A 14,740-nucleotide genomic window follows, 5' to 3' on the forward strand; every position below is an offset into this window, starting at 1 on the left:
CTTATCCGGCGCACTCCTCTTTTTGACGCTTGATATCGTCGCGGAGCGTGTCGATAACGTCCCTGACGTCCGGTGCCACGCCAGGGAGAAGAGCGAGATACTCGTTCTCCCCTTCGGCGACGATCAGGGCGACCGGGGTCAGACTGACCACGGCGCTCTCTCGCCCGTGGATGGCGACGGCCCTGACGATTGGGATGATGCATCGCCCTTCGACCCTGCGGCCTCCTCCGACGATGAGATCGCTACCCTCAGACACCTGGAGCCCCTCTTACAGACTTCTGGCAGAGCCGGTCTCGCACCGGTTTTTTTAGAAGAGCCCCTGTGACCGCGATGAGGATCAGGAGGGGGCGGTATAGTCGCATCCGGAGTGTGAGGGTGCCTTCGAAGACCTCGCGGTCGAAGACCGGGGTCACCACGAACTCGACTTCCTCCGCCGGCCAGAGTGCGTAGCGGACGGCGGTGCAGTAACCGTAAACGACACCCGTGTCAGCGGGGCTCTCGAGGCCGAGGGTGATATCTCCCTGGAGAGTCTCAATGTGGATAGATCTGTAGATGGTTTCGAGAATCCTCCTGAGATGTGGCCAGAGGTCTTCGGTGATCTCGATGTAATCTCGCAACTCTCGGGCCGATTTTTGTCCCTCTCCTCTCTCCCCCGATCGGGGGTTTGCCGCTATCATATCCCGGAGATCCCGGGTAACGACGCGGTGGCCGGCGAGGAAGACCTCAAGCACCTGCACCCCGTCGGAGACTCTGACCCCAACCACCGCGAAGCCCCAGGTCAGGGTTGCGGTCGCCCATGCTCTTTCCCGACAGAAGATGGCAACCATCTCGATGGTTGCCGGCGCCAGGTAGAGGGCAAGCAGGATAAGCAGGAGGAGATGGGCGACGGCGAGCAGGATCAAAAAGAGGGGTGTCGCGGTCATGGAGGGGGGCGAAGAGAGGTTTAGGTCTCCTCTTCGGCACTGACCGGGATATCGGTCCCCTCTGCTGTTGCCTGCGGCTCTTTGCTTTTGCGCTGTATCATCATATCCGTGCCCTTCTCGAAAGCATGTGCGACGTGTGGGCCAACCGTCTCCCCGAGGGTCGTGATGACCTCTGCCAGCTGGCTCTTCTTCTTCAGCGAGACCACCTGGATACCGTCGGGACCCGGGACGTCTTTTGTGATGATGATCACAGCAACAGCCGATACGCCACCGCCGCCGCCGGTCCCGGCACCACCATGCTGGCTGCCCCCCTCTTTATCCCCTCTGGCACCTTCCGCGCCACCGAACCCGAATCCAAACTCGGCGACTGGTATGATGACCCGGTCGCCGACATCGACAGGGGAACCGAGGACGGCGTTCGCGCATAGTGTTCGTGCAAGTTGTTCGACGGTTAGCTTAAGCATTGTTTCTCCTGACAAAAGGTTCACCAGGTCATCCTCTATCGAGGCTCTGTATATAATGATTGGTTTTAGGTAGCCTAAAAACAGGATACAACTGTTCATGACCATCCAGCAAAGGAAGGTAGAGCGCTGGGACGGGTGCCGTAATGGGTATAGGTCTGTCTTCTGCCACTCTGGTCAGTTTCAGGATAATATTGGATCATCGCAGATCAATAATGTATAATAATGTATATATGTGTGCAAAGACCATGTTCATCTATGCAGACCAAGATCCTCCTTGACGAAGGAGAGATGCCTAAGCGGTGGTACAACATCCAGGCGGATCTCCCGACGCCGATGGACCCGCCCCTTCACCCGGTTACGGGAAAACCGGCGACCCCGGACGACCTCCGTCACATCTTCCCCATGGAACTGATCCGGCAGGAGATGAGCACGGAGCGCTACATCGACATCCCTGGCGAGGTCCGGGACATCCTCACCCTCTGGAGGCCGAGCCCTCTCTACCGGGCAAGAAGGCTTGAGGTGGCTTTGAAAACACCGGCGAAGATATACTACAAGTGGGAGGGCGTGAGCCCGCCGGGTTCGCACAAGCCCAACACCGCCATCGCCCAGGCCTATTATAACCGGGAGGAGGGGATCGAGCGGCTTGCAACCGAGACCGGTGCGGGGCAGTGGGGTTCGGCACTTGCGTTCGCAACGAGTCTCTTTGACATGGAGTGCACCGTCTACATGGTCCGGGCCTCCTACGACCAGAAACCTTACCGCAAGAGCATGATGCAGGTCTACGGTGCAGAGTGCATCCCGAGCCCTTCTGACAGGACACAATCCGGTAGAGCGGTGCTCGCCCGCGACCCGGAGACGCCTGGTTCCCTTGGTATCGCCATATCCGAGGCGGTCGAGGACGCCGCAAACCACGATAACACCAACTACTCGCTAGGTTCCGTCCTCAACCATGTCTGCCTCCACCAGACGGTCATCGGTCAGGAGGCAGAGGAGCAGCTAGCGGTTGCAGACGCTTACCCGGACGTGGTGATCGCCTGTGTCGGTGGCGGATCCAACTTTGCGGGGCTTTCTTTCCCATTCGCGGGCGAGAAGTTGACCGGGAAGCACCCGGATACCGATATTATTGCGGTGGAGCCTGCCGCCTGCCCAACCCTGACGAAAGGGCTTTACACCTACGACTTCGGGGACGTTGCAGGGCTGACGCCTCTCATGCGGATGTTCACTCTCGGGCATGACTTCGTCCCGCCGGCGATCCACGCCGGGGGGCTCCGCTACCACGGGGCATCTCCCCTGGTATCGAGGCTCGTCCATGACGGCGTGGTCCGGGCGGTTGCCTACCATCAGAACGAGGTCTTTGAGGCAGCCCTGACGTTCGCCAGGACGGAGGGTATCATCGTCGCGCCCGAGGCCGCCCACGCGGTGAAGGCCGCGATCGACCAGGCGCTCCTCTGTCGTAAGACCGGCGAAGAGAAGGTTATACTCTTCAACAACTCGGGTCACGGCAACTTCGATTTCTCCGCCTACGAGGCCTACCTTATGGGAAAACTTTCCGACTACGAATACCCCCTGGAGTTGATCAAAGAGTCTCTCTCCAGGCTGCCGGTGAGGGGGTGATGCCGGTGGACTGGACTGCGCTCGAAGAGAGCTGACCCTAATTCAGGGATTCGAGGAGGCCGCGACCGACCGGCCTCTCGTGGTCCCGGTATTTGTTGAGGTCCCTCTCCCCTCTTTTTCTCCGGCAGAGATCTACGCCACCATCCGGGACGGCCCGGGTTTCCTGCTGGAGTCGCTTGAGGGGAGCGAGAAGATCGCACGCTACTCTTTTATCTGCACCTCTCCGGCCGCGACGGTCGCCGTGGCCCCGGATGGGACGCTGATCGTCTCCGGCGATCCACGTATCCGCGAGGTTGCCGCCGGAATCGAGGTCGATGACCCGCTCGATGCCGTTCGCAAGTTCATGGGGCGGTTCCGGGTCGTGCCATCCACGCTACCGCGGTTTTCCGGTGGGCTTGCCGGCTACTTCTCATACGACCTGGTCTCGTCTCTCTATCCTGTATCCCCGGTGGAGGAGACCGAAGACCCCGTCGCCCGGTTCATGCTGGCGCAGGATTGCCTTGCCTTCGACCAACGGCGGGGCCGAGTCGCGGTGATCGAGAACCTCCTTCTCACCGACGAGGCCGACCTGGAGGAGGAGTACCTCCGCGCCCGTGCTGCGATAACAACCCGGATCGCCAGGCTCAACCACCTCCCCGACCCGTCTCCTGTCGTGCCTGTCCGTGCCGGTGCCGTGACGTCGTCCTGCACGCAGGAAGAGTTTTCGGCCGCTGTTTTAAGGATCAAGGAGCATATAGCGGCGGGTGACATATTCCAGGCAGTTCTGTCCAGGCGTCTTGCCTGCTGGATCGAGGGCGAACCGTTTGGGGTCTACCGGCGACTCCGTGAGATAAATCCCGGCCCCTACATCTACTACCTGGATTTTGGTGACGTGGTGATTGCCGGGAGCAGTCCCGAGATGCTGCTACGGGTGGAGGACGGCCAGGTTACGACCGTCCCGATCGCCGGCACCAGACCCCGTGGGCGGACTGTGGCAGAGGACGATCGGCTCGCGGCCGAACTCCTGGCAGACGAGAAGGAGCGCGCGGAGCACGTCATGCTCGTTGACCTGGCGAGGAACGATATCGGGGCGGTCTCAGCCTATGGTAGCGTCTCGGTGACTGACTTCATGAGTATCGAGCGGTTCTCGCACGTCCAGCACATCGTCTCGACCGTCTCGGGGAGGCTCCGGGATGGCTACGACCGTTTTGACGCTCTCCGGTCATGCTTCCCGGCTGGAACCGTCTCTGGCGCGCCGAAGGTAAGGGCGATGCAGATCCTCGGCGAGGTGGAGGGCCTCCGGCGCGGGATCTACGCGGGGGCTATCGGGTATCTTGCGTTCTCCGGCACGATGGACCTCGCGATAGCCATTCGGACGGTCGTCGTCCGGGACGGTATAGCCTCCGTTCAGGTTGGGGCGGGTATTGTGGCCGACTCCGACCCCGGTCGCGAGTGGGTTGAGACCGCCAGCAAGGCCAGGGCGATGCTTGCGGCGCTCGGCGCAGAGGAGGAGATGGGCTGATGCGGGTGCTTGTGGTCGATGCCTATGATAGTTTCACCTTCAACCTATGTCAGCAGATCGGGATGCTCGGGGCCGAACCGGTCGTGGTGAAGAGCGACACGCCGTTTGAGAGGATCCGGTCGCTGAGATTCGACCGCGTCGTCCTCTCGCCGGGACCCGGGCACCCGGCCGGCTTTAGCCTCTATCGGGAGGTGATCGAGAGAATCAGCCGGACTGTTCCGACGCTTGGGGTCTGTCTCGGTCACCAGGCGATCGGCCTTGCATTCGGCGCAAATGTAGTCCGGGCGGAGCGGTTGATGCACGGGAAGCGGTCGGTAGTCCACCACGACGGTGCCTGGATCTACGAAGGGGTGCCCGACCCGATCATCGCTACCCGTTACCACTCGCTCCTTATCGATCCCGACACCGTCCCGGACTCCCTTCTTGTGACGGCAAGAAGCGACGATGATGGGGCGATCATGGGTGTCCGGCACCGTGAGTTCCCGATCGAGGGAGTGCAGTTCCACCCGGAGAGTATCCTCACCCCTGAGGGAGACCGGTTGATTGCAAACTTCCTCTATGGGAGAGGTGGTGTGGCATGATCCGCGAGGCGATTGCCTGCGTCTCCTCGGGCAGTGACCTCCCGCCGGTCGAGGCGGAAGGGGTGATGGATGAGATCATGCGTGGCGCCGCAACTCCTGCCCAGATCGGAGGTTTCCTCACAGCGCTAAGGATGAAGGGAGAGACCGTTGCGGAGATCGCGGCTTTTGCCCGTGTGATGCGAGCGGCGGCCGTCCCGATCACCCTCCCCCACACAGGGACGCGGGTGGATACCTGCGGCACGGGGGGCGATGGCGCGGGGACGTTTAACATAAGCACCGCGGCTGCTTTTGTGGCGGCAGGAGCGGGTGTCCCCATCGTGAAGCACGGGAACCGGGGGGTATCGAGCAGGTGCGGTTCGGCCGACGTCCTCGAGGCGCTCGGCGTCGCCGTCGAGATCCCGCCAGACCGGGTGGAGGCCGTCCTCTCTGCCGCGGGGATCGTCTTCCTCTTCGCTCCGGCCTACCACCCGGCGATGCAGTATGCCCGGGCGGCCCGCCAGGAGATCGGGATCCGGACTGTCTTCAACCTCCTTGGTCCTCTAACCAACCCGGCGGGTGCGGGAGGTCAGCTCCTGGGGGTCTACGACCCCCATCTTGTCGTCCCGCTCGCCAGGGTTCTCGGCGACCTCGGGGTTCGGCGGGCGATGGTGGTCCACGGTGAGGGACTCGATGAGATCACCACGACCGGGTCGACGACGGTAGCCGAACTCCGGGACGGGGAGGTGGTCTCGTATACGCTCGACTGCACGAAGTTTGGTATCCCGCACTCGCCGCCTGCCGCTATCAGGGGTGGCGGCCCGGAGGAGAACGCCAGGATCCTCCTCTCCGTTCTGTCGGGGGAGAAGGGCGCTGCGAGGGATATCGTCCTCCTGAACGCCGGTGCGGCGATCTACCTTGGCGGGAAGGCCGAAGACCTTGCCGGGGGTATAGAGTGTGCGGAGGCTTCGATCGACTCAGGGGCGGCGCTTGACCGACTCCACAGGCTGGTCAGGGTGAGTGGGAGCGGGGCATGATACTCGACGATATTGTCCGTGCGGCAGGGGAACGCCTGGCAGGTCTCGATCAGGCGAAGGTCATCGATACCAGCGGAATGCCTCACCGGAGCCTCGAAGCGGCCATCCGTTCCTGTCGGGAGCGGCACGCGATCATCGCCGAGGTCAAGTACGCCTCCCCATCACGTGGGAGGATCCACGACGGTGCCGCGCCTGGGGCGATCGCCCGGGAGTTTGCCGACGGCGGGGCTGTAGCGCTCTCGGTGCTCACCGAACCCACCTACTTTGGGGGGAGTATCAAGAACCTTGCCCGGGTGCGGGGTGCGGTCTCACTCCCCATCCTTCGCAAGGACTTCATCATCGACGAGCGTCAGGTCGCCGAGACCCGGGCACTTGGTGCCGACGCTGTCCTCCTGATAGCCCGTCTGCTCCGCGACAGGCTATCTACGTTTGTCGATGCGGCGCTTGAGATCGGGCTTGAGCCCCTTGTCGAGGTTCACAACCGGAATGAGATGGAGCGTGCTCTTGCGACAGATGCAAGCCTGATCGGGATCAACAACCGCAACCTTGAGACGATGACGATCGATCTCTCGACGACCGTCCGACTGGCGGGGATTGCCAGGAATGCCGGGCGACTCGTGGTCTCTGAGAGCGGGATCGCCTGGCCCTGCGACGTCAGGCGTCTATCGCGACACTGTGACGCCTTTCTGATCGGTTCGGCACTTATGTCGGCAAAAGATCGGCAGAAACGGCTGGAGGGGTTTGTATTCGCGTAAAGATCTGCGGGATGACGAACGTTCGCGACGCACTCGTCGCCGTTGAGGCCGGAGCTGACGCGATCGGTGTGGTGCTCGCGAGCCCGTCCCCCCGCTCTGTGACGCCGGAAGATGCCCGTGAGATATTTGCGGCCGTCCAGCCGTCTGTGACCACCGTCGCCGTCACCTCGACCGGGAGAGCAGAAGACCTCCCGGCGATCCTCTCCCTGCACCCGGACGCCGTCCAGGTGCCGGTTGACCTGGAGTTGCCCTCCCATGCGGGTGTCCATGTCATCCGGATGCTTGCCCCCGGCGACCCTATGCGGGATGATTGTGACGCTGTGATAATCGATGCAAGCCATGGGAGAGGGGGGGCGTTTGACCTCGATTATGCCCGGAGTTGCGTGGCCACCTCCAGCGTCCCTGTAATCCTGGCGGGCGGCCTGAACCCCGGGAACGTGACAGCGGCCATCCGGGCGGTGCGGCCGTATGCCGTCGACGTCTGTTCGGGCGTCGAGGCGACGCCGGGTATGAAGGACGGGCGGCTTGTGCGGGCGTTTGTGAAGGCATGCAGGATGATGGACCCATGAAAGCAGGACGATACGGTATATACGGTGGGCAGTACGTGCCCGAGACGCTGATGAGTGCGCTGATCGAACTTGAGGAGACCTACACCAGGGTCAGGGAGGATCCGGATTTTTCCAGCCGGTTATCCTGGTATCTTCACGAGTACGCCGGTCGGGAGACCCCGCTCACATTCTGCGAGAACCTCTCCCGCGACCTTGGCTGCCGTGTCTACCTGAAACGGGAAGACCTCCTTCACGGGGGTGCCCACAAACTGAACAACACCCTGGGCCAGGCGCTCATGGCAAACTACATGGGAAAGAGCCGGCTTATCGCCGAGACCGGTGCCGGGCAGCACGGTGTCGCGACCGCGATCGCGGGGGCCGTTCTCGGGCTTTCCGTTGATGTCTACATGGGAGAGGTGGATACCCGGCGCCAGGCGCTAAACGTCTTCCGGATGGAACTCCTTGGCGCCAGGGTCATCCCTGTCACCGCCGGGACGCGGACGCTCAAAGACGCCATCAACGCGGCGATGCGGGACTGGGTGGCAAACCTCCGGGACACCCACTACCTGCTAGGCTCCTGCGTCGGCCCGCACCCATTCCCCATGATAGTCCGGGACTTCCAGTCGGTGATCGGGGTGGAGACGCGGCGACAGATCCTGGAGCGGGAGGGGAGTCTCCCGGACATGATAGTCGCCTGTGTCGGCGGGGGATCGAACGCAATCGGTATATTCTACCCGTTTGTGGGTGATGCCGGTGTTGCTCTGGTGGGCGTGGAGGCAGGCGGTGAGGGGCCGGAGTCCTGCCAGCACGGGGCCTCGCTCTCGCGGGGTTCGGTAGGGGTCTTTCAGGGTGCTCTCTCCTACCTGCTCCAGGACGACGACGGACAGACCCTCGAGACACACTCGATCGCCGCCGGGCTCGACCACCCCTCCGTCGGGCCGGAACATGCCATGCTGAAGGATTCCGGCAGGGTAAGGTATGAGATGGTCACCGATGCCGAGGCGCTCCAGGCCTTCCGCTACCTCTCCCGTACCGAGGGGATCATCCCGGCGCTCGAGTCGGCCCACGCCGTAGCCTTTGCCCTCCGCGCGGCGGATGAACTTGACCGTGATGGGATACTGGTGATCAACCTTTCAGGGAGGGGCGACAAGGATGTTGTTGAGGTCGCGAAGCATAACGGGGGTGTGGAATGAGCCGGATTGCAGGGGCCTTTTTCCGGGGTCGTCCGGTCTTCATCGGGTTTACCGTTGCCGGTGACCCGGATATGGGTAGATCGTTCAGTGCGGCAACGGCCATGATCGATGCGGGAGCGGATATACTCGAGATCGCCGTCCCCTATTCTGACCCGGTTGCCGACGGCCCAGTGATTGAGCGGGCGCACCACCGTGCCCTGATGGCCGGGATCAGGCCCGTAGATGTCTTTCTCCTTCTCCTGAAGATCCGGGATTATGCACCCGATCTCCCCTTAATCCTCTTCACCTACTACAACATCGTCTACCGCCGTGGAGTCGACCGTTTCTTCTCTGAGGCAACGGCCGCCGGCGCAGACGGTGTCCTCATAGTCGATCTTCCCGTCGAGGAGTCAGAGGAGGTCGTGCCCTCTGCCCGGCGGCACGGGATCGAGAGGATTCCCCTCATCGCCCCGACGACCTCGCCGGAACGGCAGCGCGCCATACTCCAGGAGGCATCGGGTTTTGCCTACCTGATCTCGCTTGAGGGTGTGACCGGCGAGCGCGACCACCTTCCATCCGGTCTCGCCGGGCTGGTCAGCGCTGTGCGGGAGAAGACCGATCTCCCGATTGCCGTCGGGTTCGGTGTCTCGCGCCCTGAACACGTCCGGACGGTTCTGGATGCGGGGGCGGACGGTGTCATCGTGGGGAGTGCGCTCGTCCGGCTGATAGAGGAGCATATGGACGATGGGCCAGGGATGCGCGAGGCGCTCCGGGCAGCAATAGTCTCACTGCGAGACGGGTTTTCGTCCTCATCCCGAACCTGATATGCCCTTACGTGAAAGATTACATGGATGATGCGGTGTATAGGGTTCCTGGTTAACCCGGTTGCCGGGATGGGCGGGGCGGTTGGTCTCGCGGGGACGGACGGTCAGGTCGATGAAGCGTTCCGCCGGGGTGCAGTTCCGCGTGCTGCAGGCCGGGCTGTCCAGACACTCTTCCATCTCCGCGGTGAGGAGATCCGGTGGTACACCTCTGCGGCGCCGATGGGCGAGGACGTCCTCGCGGCGGCGGGGATCGAGCGCTGCACTGTTCTCTACCACCCCGGCACCCCGACCACTGCCGCTGATACACGGGCGGCGTGCCGGGTGTTTCTTGCGGCCGGGGTCGACCTCATCGTCTTCTGTGGCGGTGACGGGACGGCCCGGGACGTTCTGGATGCCGTTGGCCGGGAGGTTCCGATCCTTGGGATACCGGCCGGTGTGAAGATGTATTCGGCGGTATTTGCGGTCAACCCGGCGGCCGCGGCGGACCTGATCCGGCAGGCAGGGGAGATCCCGTGCCGGGACTCCGAGGTGATGGACGTCGATGAGGAGGCCTACCGTTCTGGTCGTCTCGCCGTCCGTCTATACGGCTACGCTCACGTTCCTTTCATCCCGGAGCGGACACAGGGCGGGAAACAGGTCTTCGAGCAGCAGGACGAGGGGCGGGCAAAGGATGATATTGCGGCATTTATAAGCGAGGTGATGCTCCCCGAGACGCTCTACATCATCGGCGCGGGGAGCACGACGGCGCGGATCATGGAGCGGCTTGGCCTCTCACCGACGCTGCTCGGTGTCGACGCCGTCAGGAACGGGGAGGTCGTCGCCCGCGACGCCGACGAACGAACGCTCCTTTCCCTCCTCGACGAATACCCGCGGGCTAAGGTCATCCTCAGCCCCATCGGTGCCCAGGGGTTCGTCCTCGGTCGGGGAAACCAGCAGATCAGCCCGACAGTCCTCCGGAAGGTCGGGTTATCCAACCTGATCGTGGTGGCCACACCGGGAAAACTTGCCGCCACCCCTCTTCTATACGTCGATTCCGGGGATCCGGCGCTCGACCGGGAGGTCGGGGATTCTCTTCTGGTCATCTCCGGTTACCGGATAGCACAACGGAAACGGGTTGTCCACCCCGGGTGAGGTGGGAGTCGTTTTTAGACTGGATGATCTGATCCAGGGAACCGATTTGTAGACGACAGCTGACCTGTCGTGTGAGGCTACTGCGTCTCGAAGCAGCCGTCTCGCTCAATAATGAGTCTCCTCTCAGTTCTGGTTAGAAGGGATGTTTGCGCAAGATCAGTGAGACGGAGAAAAGGATGCTGCATTCATAATCTCGCCAGGGAGCAACCCCTCTAGAAGTCTTTACTCCGCGCAATCCGCTCAAATCCGAAATACTGTGGGAACAAGCCGGATTCATCCGCCCCTATAACAATCTTTATAGTTAGGTATACACAAACTAACTAAACATCTGATATGTCAGCAGGAACGGACAGTCTGTTTGAGGTGCTTGAACGCCTCTTCGCCATCAGGGATGAATGTTCCTGCGAGATCCTCTCCGAGTGCGGCCTCGGCGATGTGACGGCGAAACAGATTGCTTACCTGAAAGTCATCGACGGGCACGGTGATGTGACTTTCAGCAGGCTTGCGGAGATTACCAGAAATTCAAAGCCCACCGTCTCGGAGATGGTCGACAGGTTCGTCAGGATGGAGTGCGTATACCGGCAGAGGTCACCCGAAGACGGAAGAGTGACCTACATCCGTCTGACCGAGAAGGGGCGGATGCTGGCGAACGCCGACCGTAACGCGCTGTATAGGTTGGTCGAGAGGATGATGCAGACGCTCGATGAGAACGAGGTGGACCTCCTGGTGGAGATCCTCAGCAAGGTTGGGTAATCAGTCGCCCTCCATGTAAAGTAATTCAGAACCAGATCATCAGGAAAAAATAATCATGTACTCACAAGAAACCAGCAAAGAGCACATTGTCATACCGCTCCCGGATATCGTGGTCTACCCGGAGACCCGGACGAAGGTCCTGGTCGGGAAAACCGTTGGGGAGGCTCTTATCAGTGCAGTAAAGAGTTATGGGTCGGCATCTGCGGTCGGGCTGACCGCAAAGAGCGACGCGGAGGCAGGGGAAAACCCGGCCGATCTGCTCTACACGATCGGGACACTCCTGTCCATCGTGCGCGTGCAGCCTGCAGACGAGGGTTACATCGTTTTTGCGCATGCAACATCCCGTGTGCGGGCCGTGACACTCTCGGAGATCGATGGAGTGTATTACGCTTCCTGCGAGCAGCTCCCGGACATAGATGACCTGGATGAGACAGGCCGAGAAGAGATGCTTCGCGATGTCAGGGCGGCCATCCACGAGATCAGCAGCAACTTCCAGGGCTCCGAGCAGTTCACCCGCCCCGTTGACAGTATGGAGTCTGTCGACCAGATCATGGCTTTCGTCATGCCCTTTATGCCGATGGACGTTGCGACCAAGCAGTCGCTGCTTGAGACCGTGTCCGTAAGAGAGCGCTACACCGCGTTCCTCCGTTTACTGGTGGACTTTAGCGAGCGGCTTAACCTCCGGATCGAGGTTACAAGGAAGGCTTCCGAGAATGTTGGTAAGGCGAATCGCGAGGCTTTGCTCCGGGAGCAGCTCCGCGTGATCCAGGAAGAACTCAACGAGGGCGAGGGCTCCTCCGGCGATGGGGACTATCGGGAGCGGATCGAGCGCTCGACGATGCCAGATGAGGTGCGGAAGAAGGCACTTGTCGAACTAAAAAAACTGGAGATGGGGGGGAGCCAGCACCATGAGAGCCAGGGGATAAGGAACTACCTTGACCTCCTGCTCGACCTGCCCTGGACTGTTGAGGAGAGAAAGGAGATCGATATCGAGGAGGCTCGCCGCGTCCTGGACAGCAACCACAACGGCCTCGAGAAGGTTAAAGAGCGGATAATCCAGCACCTGGCGGTAATGAAACTCAAAAAGGAGAAACAGGGCTCGATCCTCCTTCTGGTGGGCCCGCCAGGCACGGGCAAGACAAGCCTCGGACGGAGCATTGCGGACGCGCTGGGCCGGAAGTATGTCAGGATCAGTCTAGGTGGTATAAGGGACGAGGCTGAGATCAGGGGTCACCGGCGGACGTATGTCGGGGCGCTGCCAGGCCGGATCATCCAGGGGATGAAACGGGCCGGGACGAAAAACCCGGTTTTTGTCCTCGACGAGGTCGACAAGGTCAGTTCTTCGTACATGGGAGACCCGGCAAGCGCCCTTCTGGAGGTTCTCGACCCCGAACAGAACAACACGTTCTCAGACCACTACCTGGAGGTTCCTTACGACCTCTCGGATGTCTTCTTCATCGCGACGGCGAACACACTCTCTACCATCCCGGCACCGCTCCTCGACCGGATGGAGGTGATCGAGATCTCGGGCTACACGAAGAACGAGAAGATCGCGATTGCAAAAGACCACCTGCTGCCGGAGACGCAGGTGGAGCATGGTCTGGATGAGGACAAACTCCAGATCGATGACGGCGCCATCGAGGCGATCATCGACCGCTACACACGGGAAGCGGGTGTGCGGGGTCTGAAGAAACAGCTGGCCAGGATTGCGCGGTTTGTATCCGCGAAGGTAGTCTCCGGGACGGTCGACCTGCCGATCGTCGTGACACCTGAGAAGTTGCCTGAGATCCTGGGAAGAGAGATCGTCCGACAGGATGCGGCAAGGAAGGAGAACCCGCCTGGCGTTGTGACAGGGCTGGCCTGGACGCCGGTCGGCGGAGAGATCCTCTTCATCGAGGGGACGTTCATGCCCGGAAAGGGGAAATTGACGCTTACCGGCCAGTTAGGGGACGTGATGAAGGAGTCTGCCCAGATCTCGCTCAGCCTGATCCGCTCAAGGCTGGCTGGCATGCCGAGCCGGTTTGACTTCTTCGCAAGCGATATCCACATCCACGTGCCGTCGGGGGCAACCCCGAAGGACGGGCCATCGGCCGGGGTGACCATCTTTACGGCGCTTGCCTCCCTCGTGACCGGCAGGGCGGTCGACCCGACGGTCGCGATGACCGGCGAGGTTACACTCTCCGGTGCAGTGCTGCCGGTGGGCGGGATCAAGGAGAAAGTCCTCGCGGCGCACCGGGCCGGGATCAGGACAGTCATCCTGCCGCGGGAGAACGAGCGTGATCTTGAGGATGTACCCGAGGACGTCCTGCGCGAACTTACGTTCGTGACCGTGGATACCATCGATGACGTCCTGCGCGAGGCGCTCGGGATCGATCTCCCTCCAGGACAGGTTGTTACGTATCCGGAGAAGCGTTGCGTGCCTGCGCACGATCTCTGACCGTCCTTTGCGGCCGGGGCGGGCACAACGACATTTTTTTTACGGCAACACCTGGACCCCCGCTATCCGGCGCAGCACGACGTCGCTCGTCATCGCCCAAGCCGGGACTGTCGATATCGACGGGGTGTGGAGAGTCGTGCACGTCGTCTACGACGAGCGAGCGGGACGTCATCCCAAAGTTCTGGCCCCTGGCGATCGAACGATGCGTGCCACCGGACAGGGCGGGGGTCTCTCCGGATGTTACCGGAAACCGGGTTGCAAGTTTCGTAAAGCGCCTGATCGACGCTATGGGGTCGGAAAGGGCCTGATGGCTGAAGGTTTGCCGGGTGTACCCGGGGTACCGACCGCGCTCTCTTCAACGTCCAGCATACGGGGCAGTTCCCGGCATCGAGGTTCCGGCCGGTCGCACCCGGGTACGCGGCCATACCCGCCGAGGCCCGCGAGGTCTTCGGCCCCGAGATCCCCCTGCCCGGCCAACCTTCCCGAGGGCTACGTCTTCGAAGACACCGTCCGCTCTTCCGATGGCAGCGTCACGCTCATCTACGCCATCACTGCCGACGATCTCCGGGTCACAAGACTCTCGTCCTCCTGCCGCTCGGGGCGGTCGCGGGAGATATCTCGGGGGGTACCTCCTCTTCCTCGACGAGACCGTCGCCGTCTTTTCCGAAAGTGAGCGGCGGGACCCGTCCTGTGCGACAGGGGGAGACCCGGGGCCCCGCGTCCGGCCATCGGATGTCCATCCGCAGGAACCGTATATATGCAATGGAGAAGAAGACCGACGGGAAGACGATCAGCGCCGCGAAATTCCGCCAGATCCGGATTGCCACACCTTCGGGGGGCGCAGGCCCTGTTTTCGACCAACCGGGACTGTTTTCGGCTGGAAATTTTCTCCAGGGGATCCGATGATGTCTGTCACATAAAGGTATATAGAAGGTAACAGGTCAGGACCCCCTCCATCGGTCCCTTGCTCTTACCCATCACATCACAATCCCCCTTTTCTGAAAATATGCTCGTATAACCGTTA

Annotated in this window: 15 protein-coding genes; 11 read left to right on the forward strand and 4 right to left on the reverse strand. The window is 61.7% G+C overall.

What is annotated here, in order from left to right; translation table 11 throughout:
* Position 1: 1 nt before the first annotated feature.
* The 3 genes from QMC91_RS04195 to QMC91_RS04205 are packed head-to-tail and all read right to left on the reverse strand — an operon-like array spanning position 2 to position 1,387.
* Positions 2-256 (reverse strand): hypothetical protein, encoded by a 255-nt coding sequence (locus QMC91_RS04195; protein ID WP_300235763.1) that lies wholly within the window; start codon positions 254-256, stop codon positions 2-4.
* Entirely contained in the window at positions 249-923 is a 675-nt protein-coding gene (locus QMC91_RS04200) for a DUF2953 domain-containing protein (protein WP_300235766.1), read from the reverse strand. Before QMC91_RS04200 ends, QMC91_RS04195 begins: the two co-directional genes overlap by 8 nt.
* Before the next feature lie 20 nt (positions 924-943).
* Positions 944-1,387 (reverse strand): spore germination protein GerW family protein, encoded by a 444-nt coding sequence (locus QMC91_RS04205; protein ID WP_300235769.1) that lies wholly within the window; start codon positions 1,385-1,387, stop codon positions 944-946.
* Positions 1,388-1,642: 255 nt separating this feature from the next.
* Here QMC91_RS04205 and QMC91_RS04210 point away from each other — a divergent pair, with 255 nt between their 5' ends.
* From QMC91_RS04210 to lon, 11 genes are all read left to right on the forward strand, one after another.
* Positions 1,643-3,001: a TrpB-like pyridoxal phosphate-dependent enzyme gene (locus QMC91_RS04210; RefSeq protein ID WP_300235772.1), complete on the forward strand. Its 1,359-nt coding sequence runs from the start codon at positions 1,643-1,645 to the stop codon at positions 2,999-3,001.
* A gap of 79 nt (positions 3,002-3,080) precedes the next feature.
* Complete coding sequence (locus QMC91_RS04215) at positions 3,081-4,502, forward strand: chorismate-binding protein (protein ID WP_300235774.1); 1,422 nt, start codon at positions 3,081-3,083, stop codon at positions 4,500-4,502.
* Complete coding sequence (locus QMC91_RS04220; RefSeq protein WP_300235777.1) at positions 4,502-5,083, forward strand: aminodeoxychorismate/anthranilate synthase component II; 582 nt, start codon at positions 4,502-4,504, stop codon at positions 5,081-5,083. Before QMC91_RS04215 ends, QMC91_RS04220 begins: the two co-directional genes overlap by 1 nt.
* Complete coding sequence (trpD, locus tag QMC91_RS04225) at positions 5,080-6,096, forward strand: anthranilate phosphoribosyltransferase (protein WP_300235780.1); 1,017 nt, start codon at positions 5,080-5,082, stop codon at positions 6,094-6,096. Before QMC91_RS04220 ends, trpD begins: the two co-directional genes overlap by 4 nt.
* On the forward strand, positions 6,093-6,851 hold the full coding sequence (locus tag QMC91_RS04230; protein WP_300235783.1) for an indole-3-glycerol-phosphate synthase: 759 nt from the start codon (positions 6,093-6,095) through the stop codon (positions 6,849-6,851). The genes trpD and QMC91_RS04230 overlap by 4 nt, the downstream gene beginning before the upstream one ends.
* Before the next feature lie 11 nt (positions 6,852-6,862).
* Entirely contained in the window at positions 6,863-7,420 is a 558-nt protein-coding gene (locus QMC91_RS04235) for a phosphoribosylanthranilate isomerase (protein ID WP_300235786.1), read from the forward strand.
* The gene (gene trpB / locus QMC91_RS04240) at positions 7,417-8,592 is read left to right on the forward strand and encodes a tryptophan synthase subunit beta (RefSeq protein WP_300235789.1); all 1,176 of its coding nucleotides are present in this window, start codon (positions 7,417-7,419) and stop codon (positions 8,590-8,592) included. The genes QMC91_RS04235 and trpB overlap by 4 nt, the downstream gene beginning before the upstream one ends.
* Entirely contained in the window at positions 8,589-9,395 is an 807-nt protein-coding gene (gene trpA, locus QMC91_RS04245) for a tryptophan synthase subunit alpha (protein ID WP_300235792.1), read from the forward strand. The genes trpB and trpA overlap by 4 nt, the downstream gene beginning before the upstream one ends.
* 27 nt (positions 9,396-9,422) lie before the next feature.
* Positions 9,423-10,526 carry an ATP-NAD kinase family protein gene (locus QMC91_RS04250; RefSeq protein ID WP_366944370.1) on the forward strand — a complete coding sequence of 368 codons (1,104 nt, stop codon included), beginning with the start codon at positions 9,423-9,425 and terminating at the stop codon, positions 10,524-10,526.
* 333 nt (positions 10,527-10,859) lie between these two features.
* Positions 10,860-11,279 carry a MarR family winged helix-turn-helix transcriptional regulator gene (locus tag QMC91_RS04255; RefSeq protein ID WP_300235795.1) on the forward strand — a complete coding sequence of 140 codons (420 nt, stop codon included), beginning with the start codon at positions 10,860-10,862 and terminating at the stop codon, positions 11,277-11,279.
* Between the two features lie 55 nt (positions 11,280-11,334).
* Positions 11,335-13,716, forward strand: a complete 2,382-nt coding sequence (gene lon, locus QMC91_RS04260) for an endopeptidase La (RefSeq protein ID WP_300235798.1) — start codon at positions 11,335-11,337, stop codon at positions 13,714-13,716.
* A 569-nt stretch (positions 13,717-14,285) separates the two neighbouring features.
* On the opposite strand, the gene QMC91_RS04265 is transcribed toward lon, so the two are convergent.
* Positions 14,286-14,543: a hypothetical protein gene (locus QMC91_RS04265; RefSeq protein WP_300235801.1), complete on the reverse strand. Its 258-nt coding sequence runs from the start codon at positions 14,541-14,543 to the stop codon at positions 14,286-14,288.
* Positions 14,544-14,740 lie beyond the last annotated feature (197 nt).

Source organism: Methanoculleus sp. (assembly GCF_030019085.1).
GTDB lineage: Archaea > Halobacteriota > Methanomicrobia > Methanomicrobiales > Methanoculleaceae > Methanoculleus.

Bases quoted from the DNA above. Each gene is read 5' to 3' on its own strand.
- QMC91_RS04200 (WP_300235766.1), bottom strand. From the start codon at position 923: ATGACCGCGACACCCCTCTTTTTGATCCTGCTCGCCGTCGCCCATCTC.
- QMC91_RS04205 (WP_300235769.1), bottom strand. From the start codon at position 1,387: ATGCTTAAGCTAACCGTCGAACAACTTGCACGAACACTATGCGCGAAC.
- QMC91_RS04210 (WP_300235772.1), top strand. From the start codon at position 1,643: ATGCAGACCAAGATCCTCCTTGACGAAGGAGAGATGCCTAAGCGGTGG.
- QMC91_RS04220 (WP_300235777.1), top strand. From the start codon at position 4,502: ATGCGGGTGCTTGTGGTCGATGCCTATGATAGTTTCACCTTCAACCTA.
- trpD (WP_300235780.1), top strand. From the start codon at position 5,080: ATGATCCGCGAGGCGATTGCCTGCGTCTCCTCGGGCAGTGACCTCCCG.
- QMC91_RS04230 (WP_300235783.1), top strand. From the start codon at position 6,093: ATGATACTCGACGATATTGTCCGTGCGGCAGGGGAACGCCTGGCAGGT.
- QMC91_RS04235 (WP_300235786.1), top strand. From the start codon at position 6,863: ATGACGAACGTTCGCGACGCACTCGTCGCCGTTGAGGCCGGAGCTGAC.
- trpB (WP_300235789.1), top strand. From the start codon at position 7,417: ATGAAAGCAGGACGATACGGTATATACGGTGGGCAGTACGTGCCCGAG.
- trpA (WP_300235792.1), top strand. From the start codon at position 8,589: ATGAGCCGGATTGCAGGGGCCTTTTTCCGGGGTCGTCCGGTCTTCATC.
- QMC91_RS04250 (WP_366944370.1), top strand. From the start codon at position 9,423: ATGATGCGGTGTATAGGGTTCCTGGTTAACCCGGTTGCCGGGATGGGC.
- QMC91_RS04255 (WP_300235795.1), top strand. From the start codon at position 10,860: ATGTCAGCAGGAACGGACAGTCTGTTTGAGGTGCTTGAACGCCTCTTC.
- lon (WP_300235798.1), top strand. From the start codon at position 11,335: ATGTACTCACAAGAAACCAGCAAAGAGCACATTGTCATACCGCTCCCG.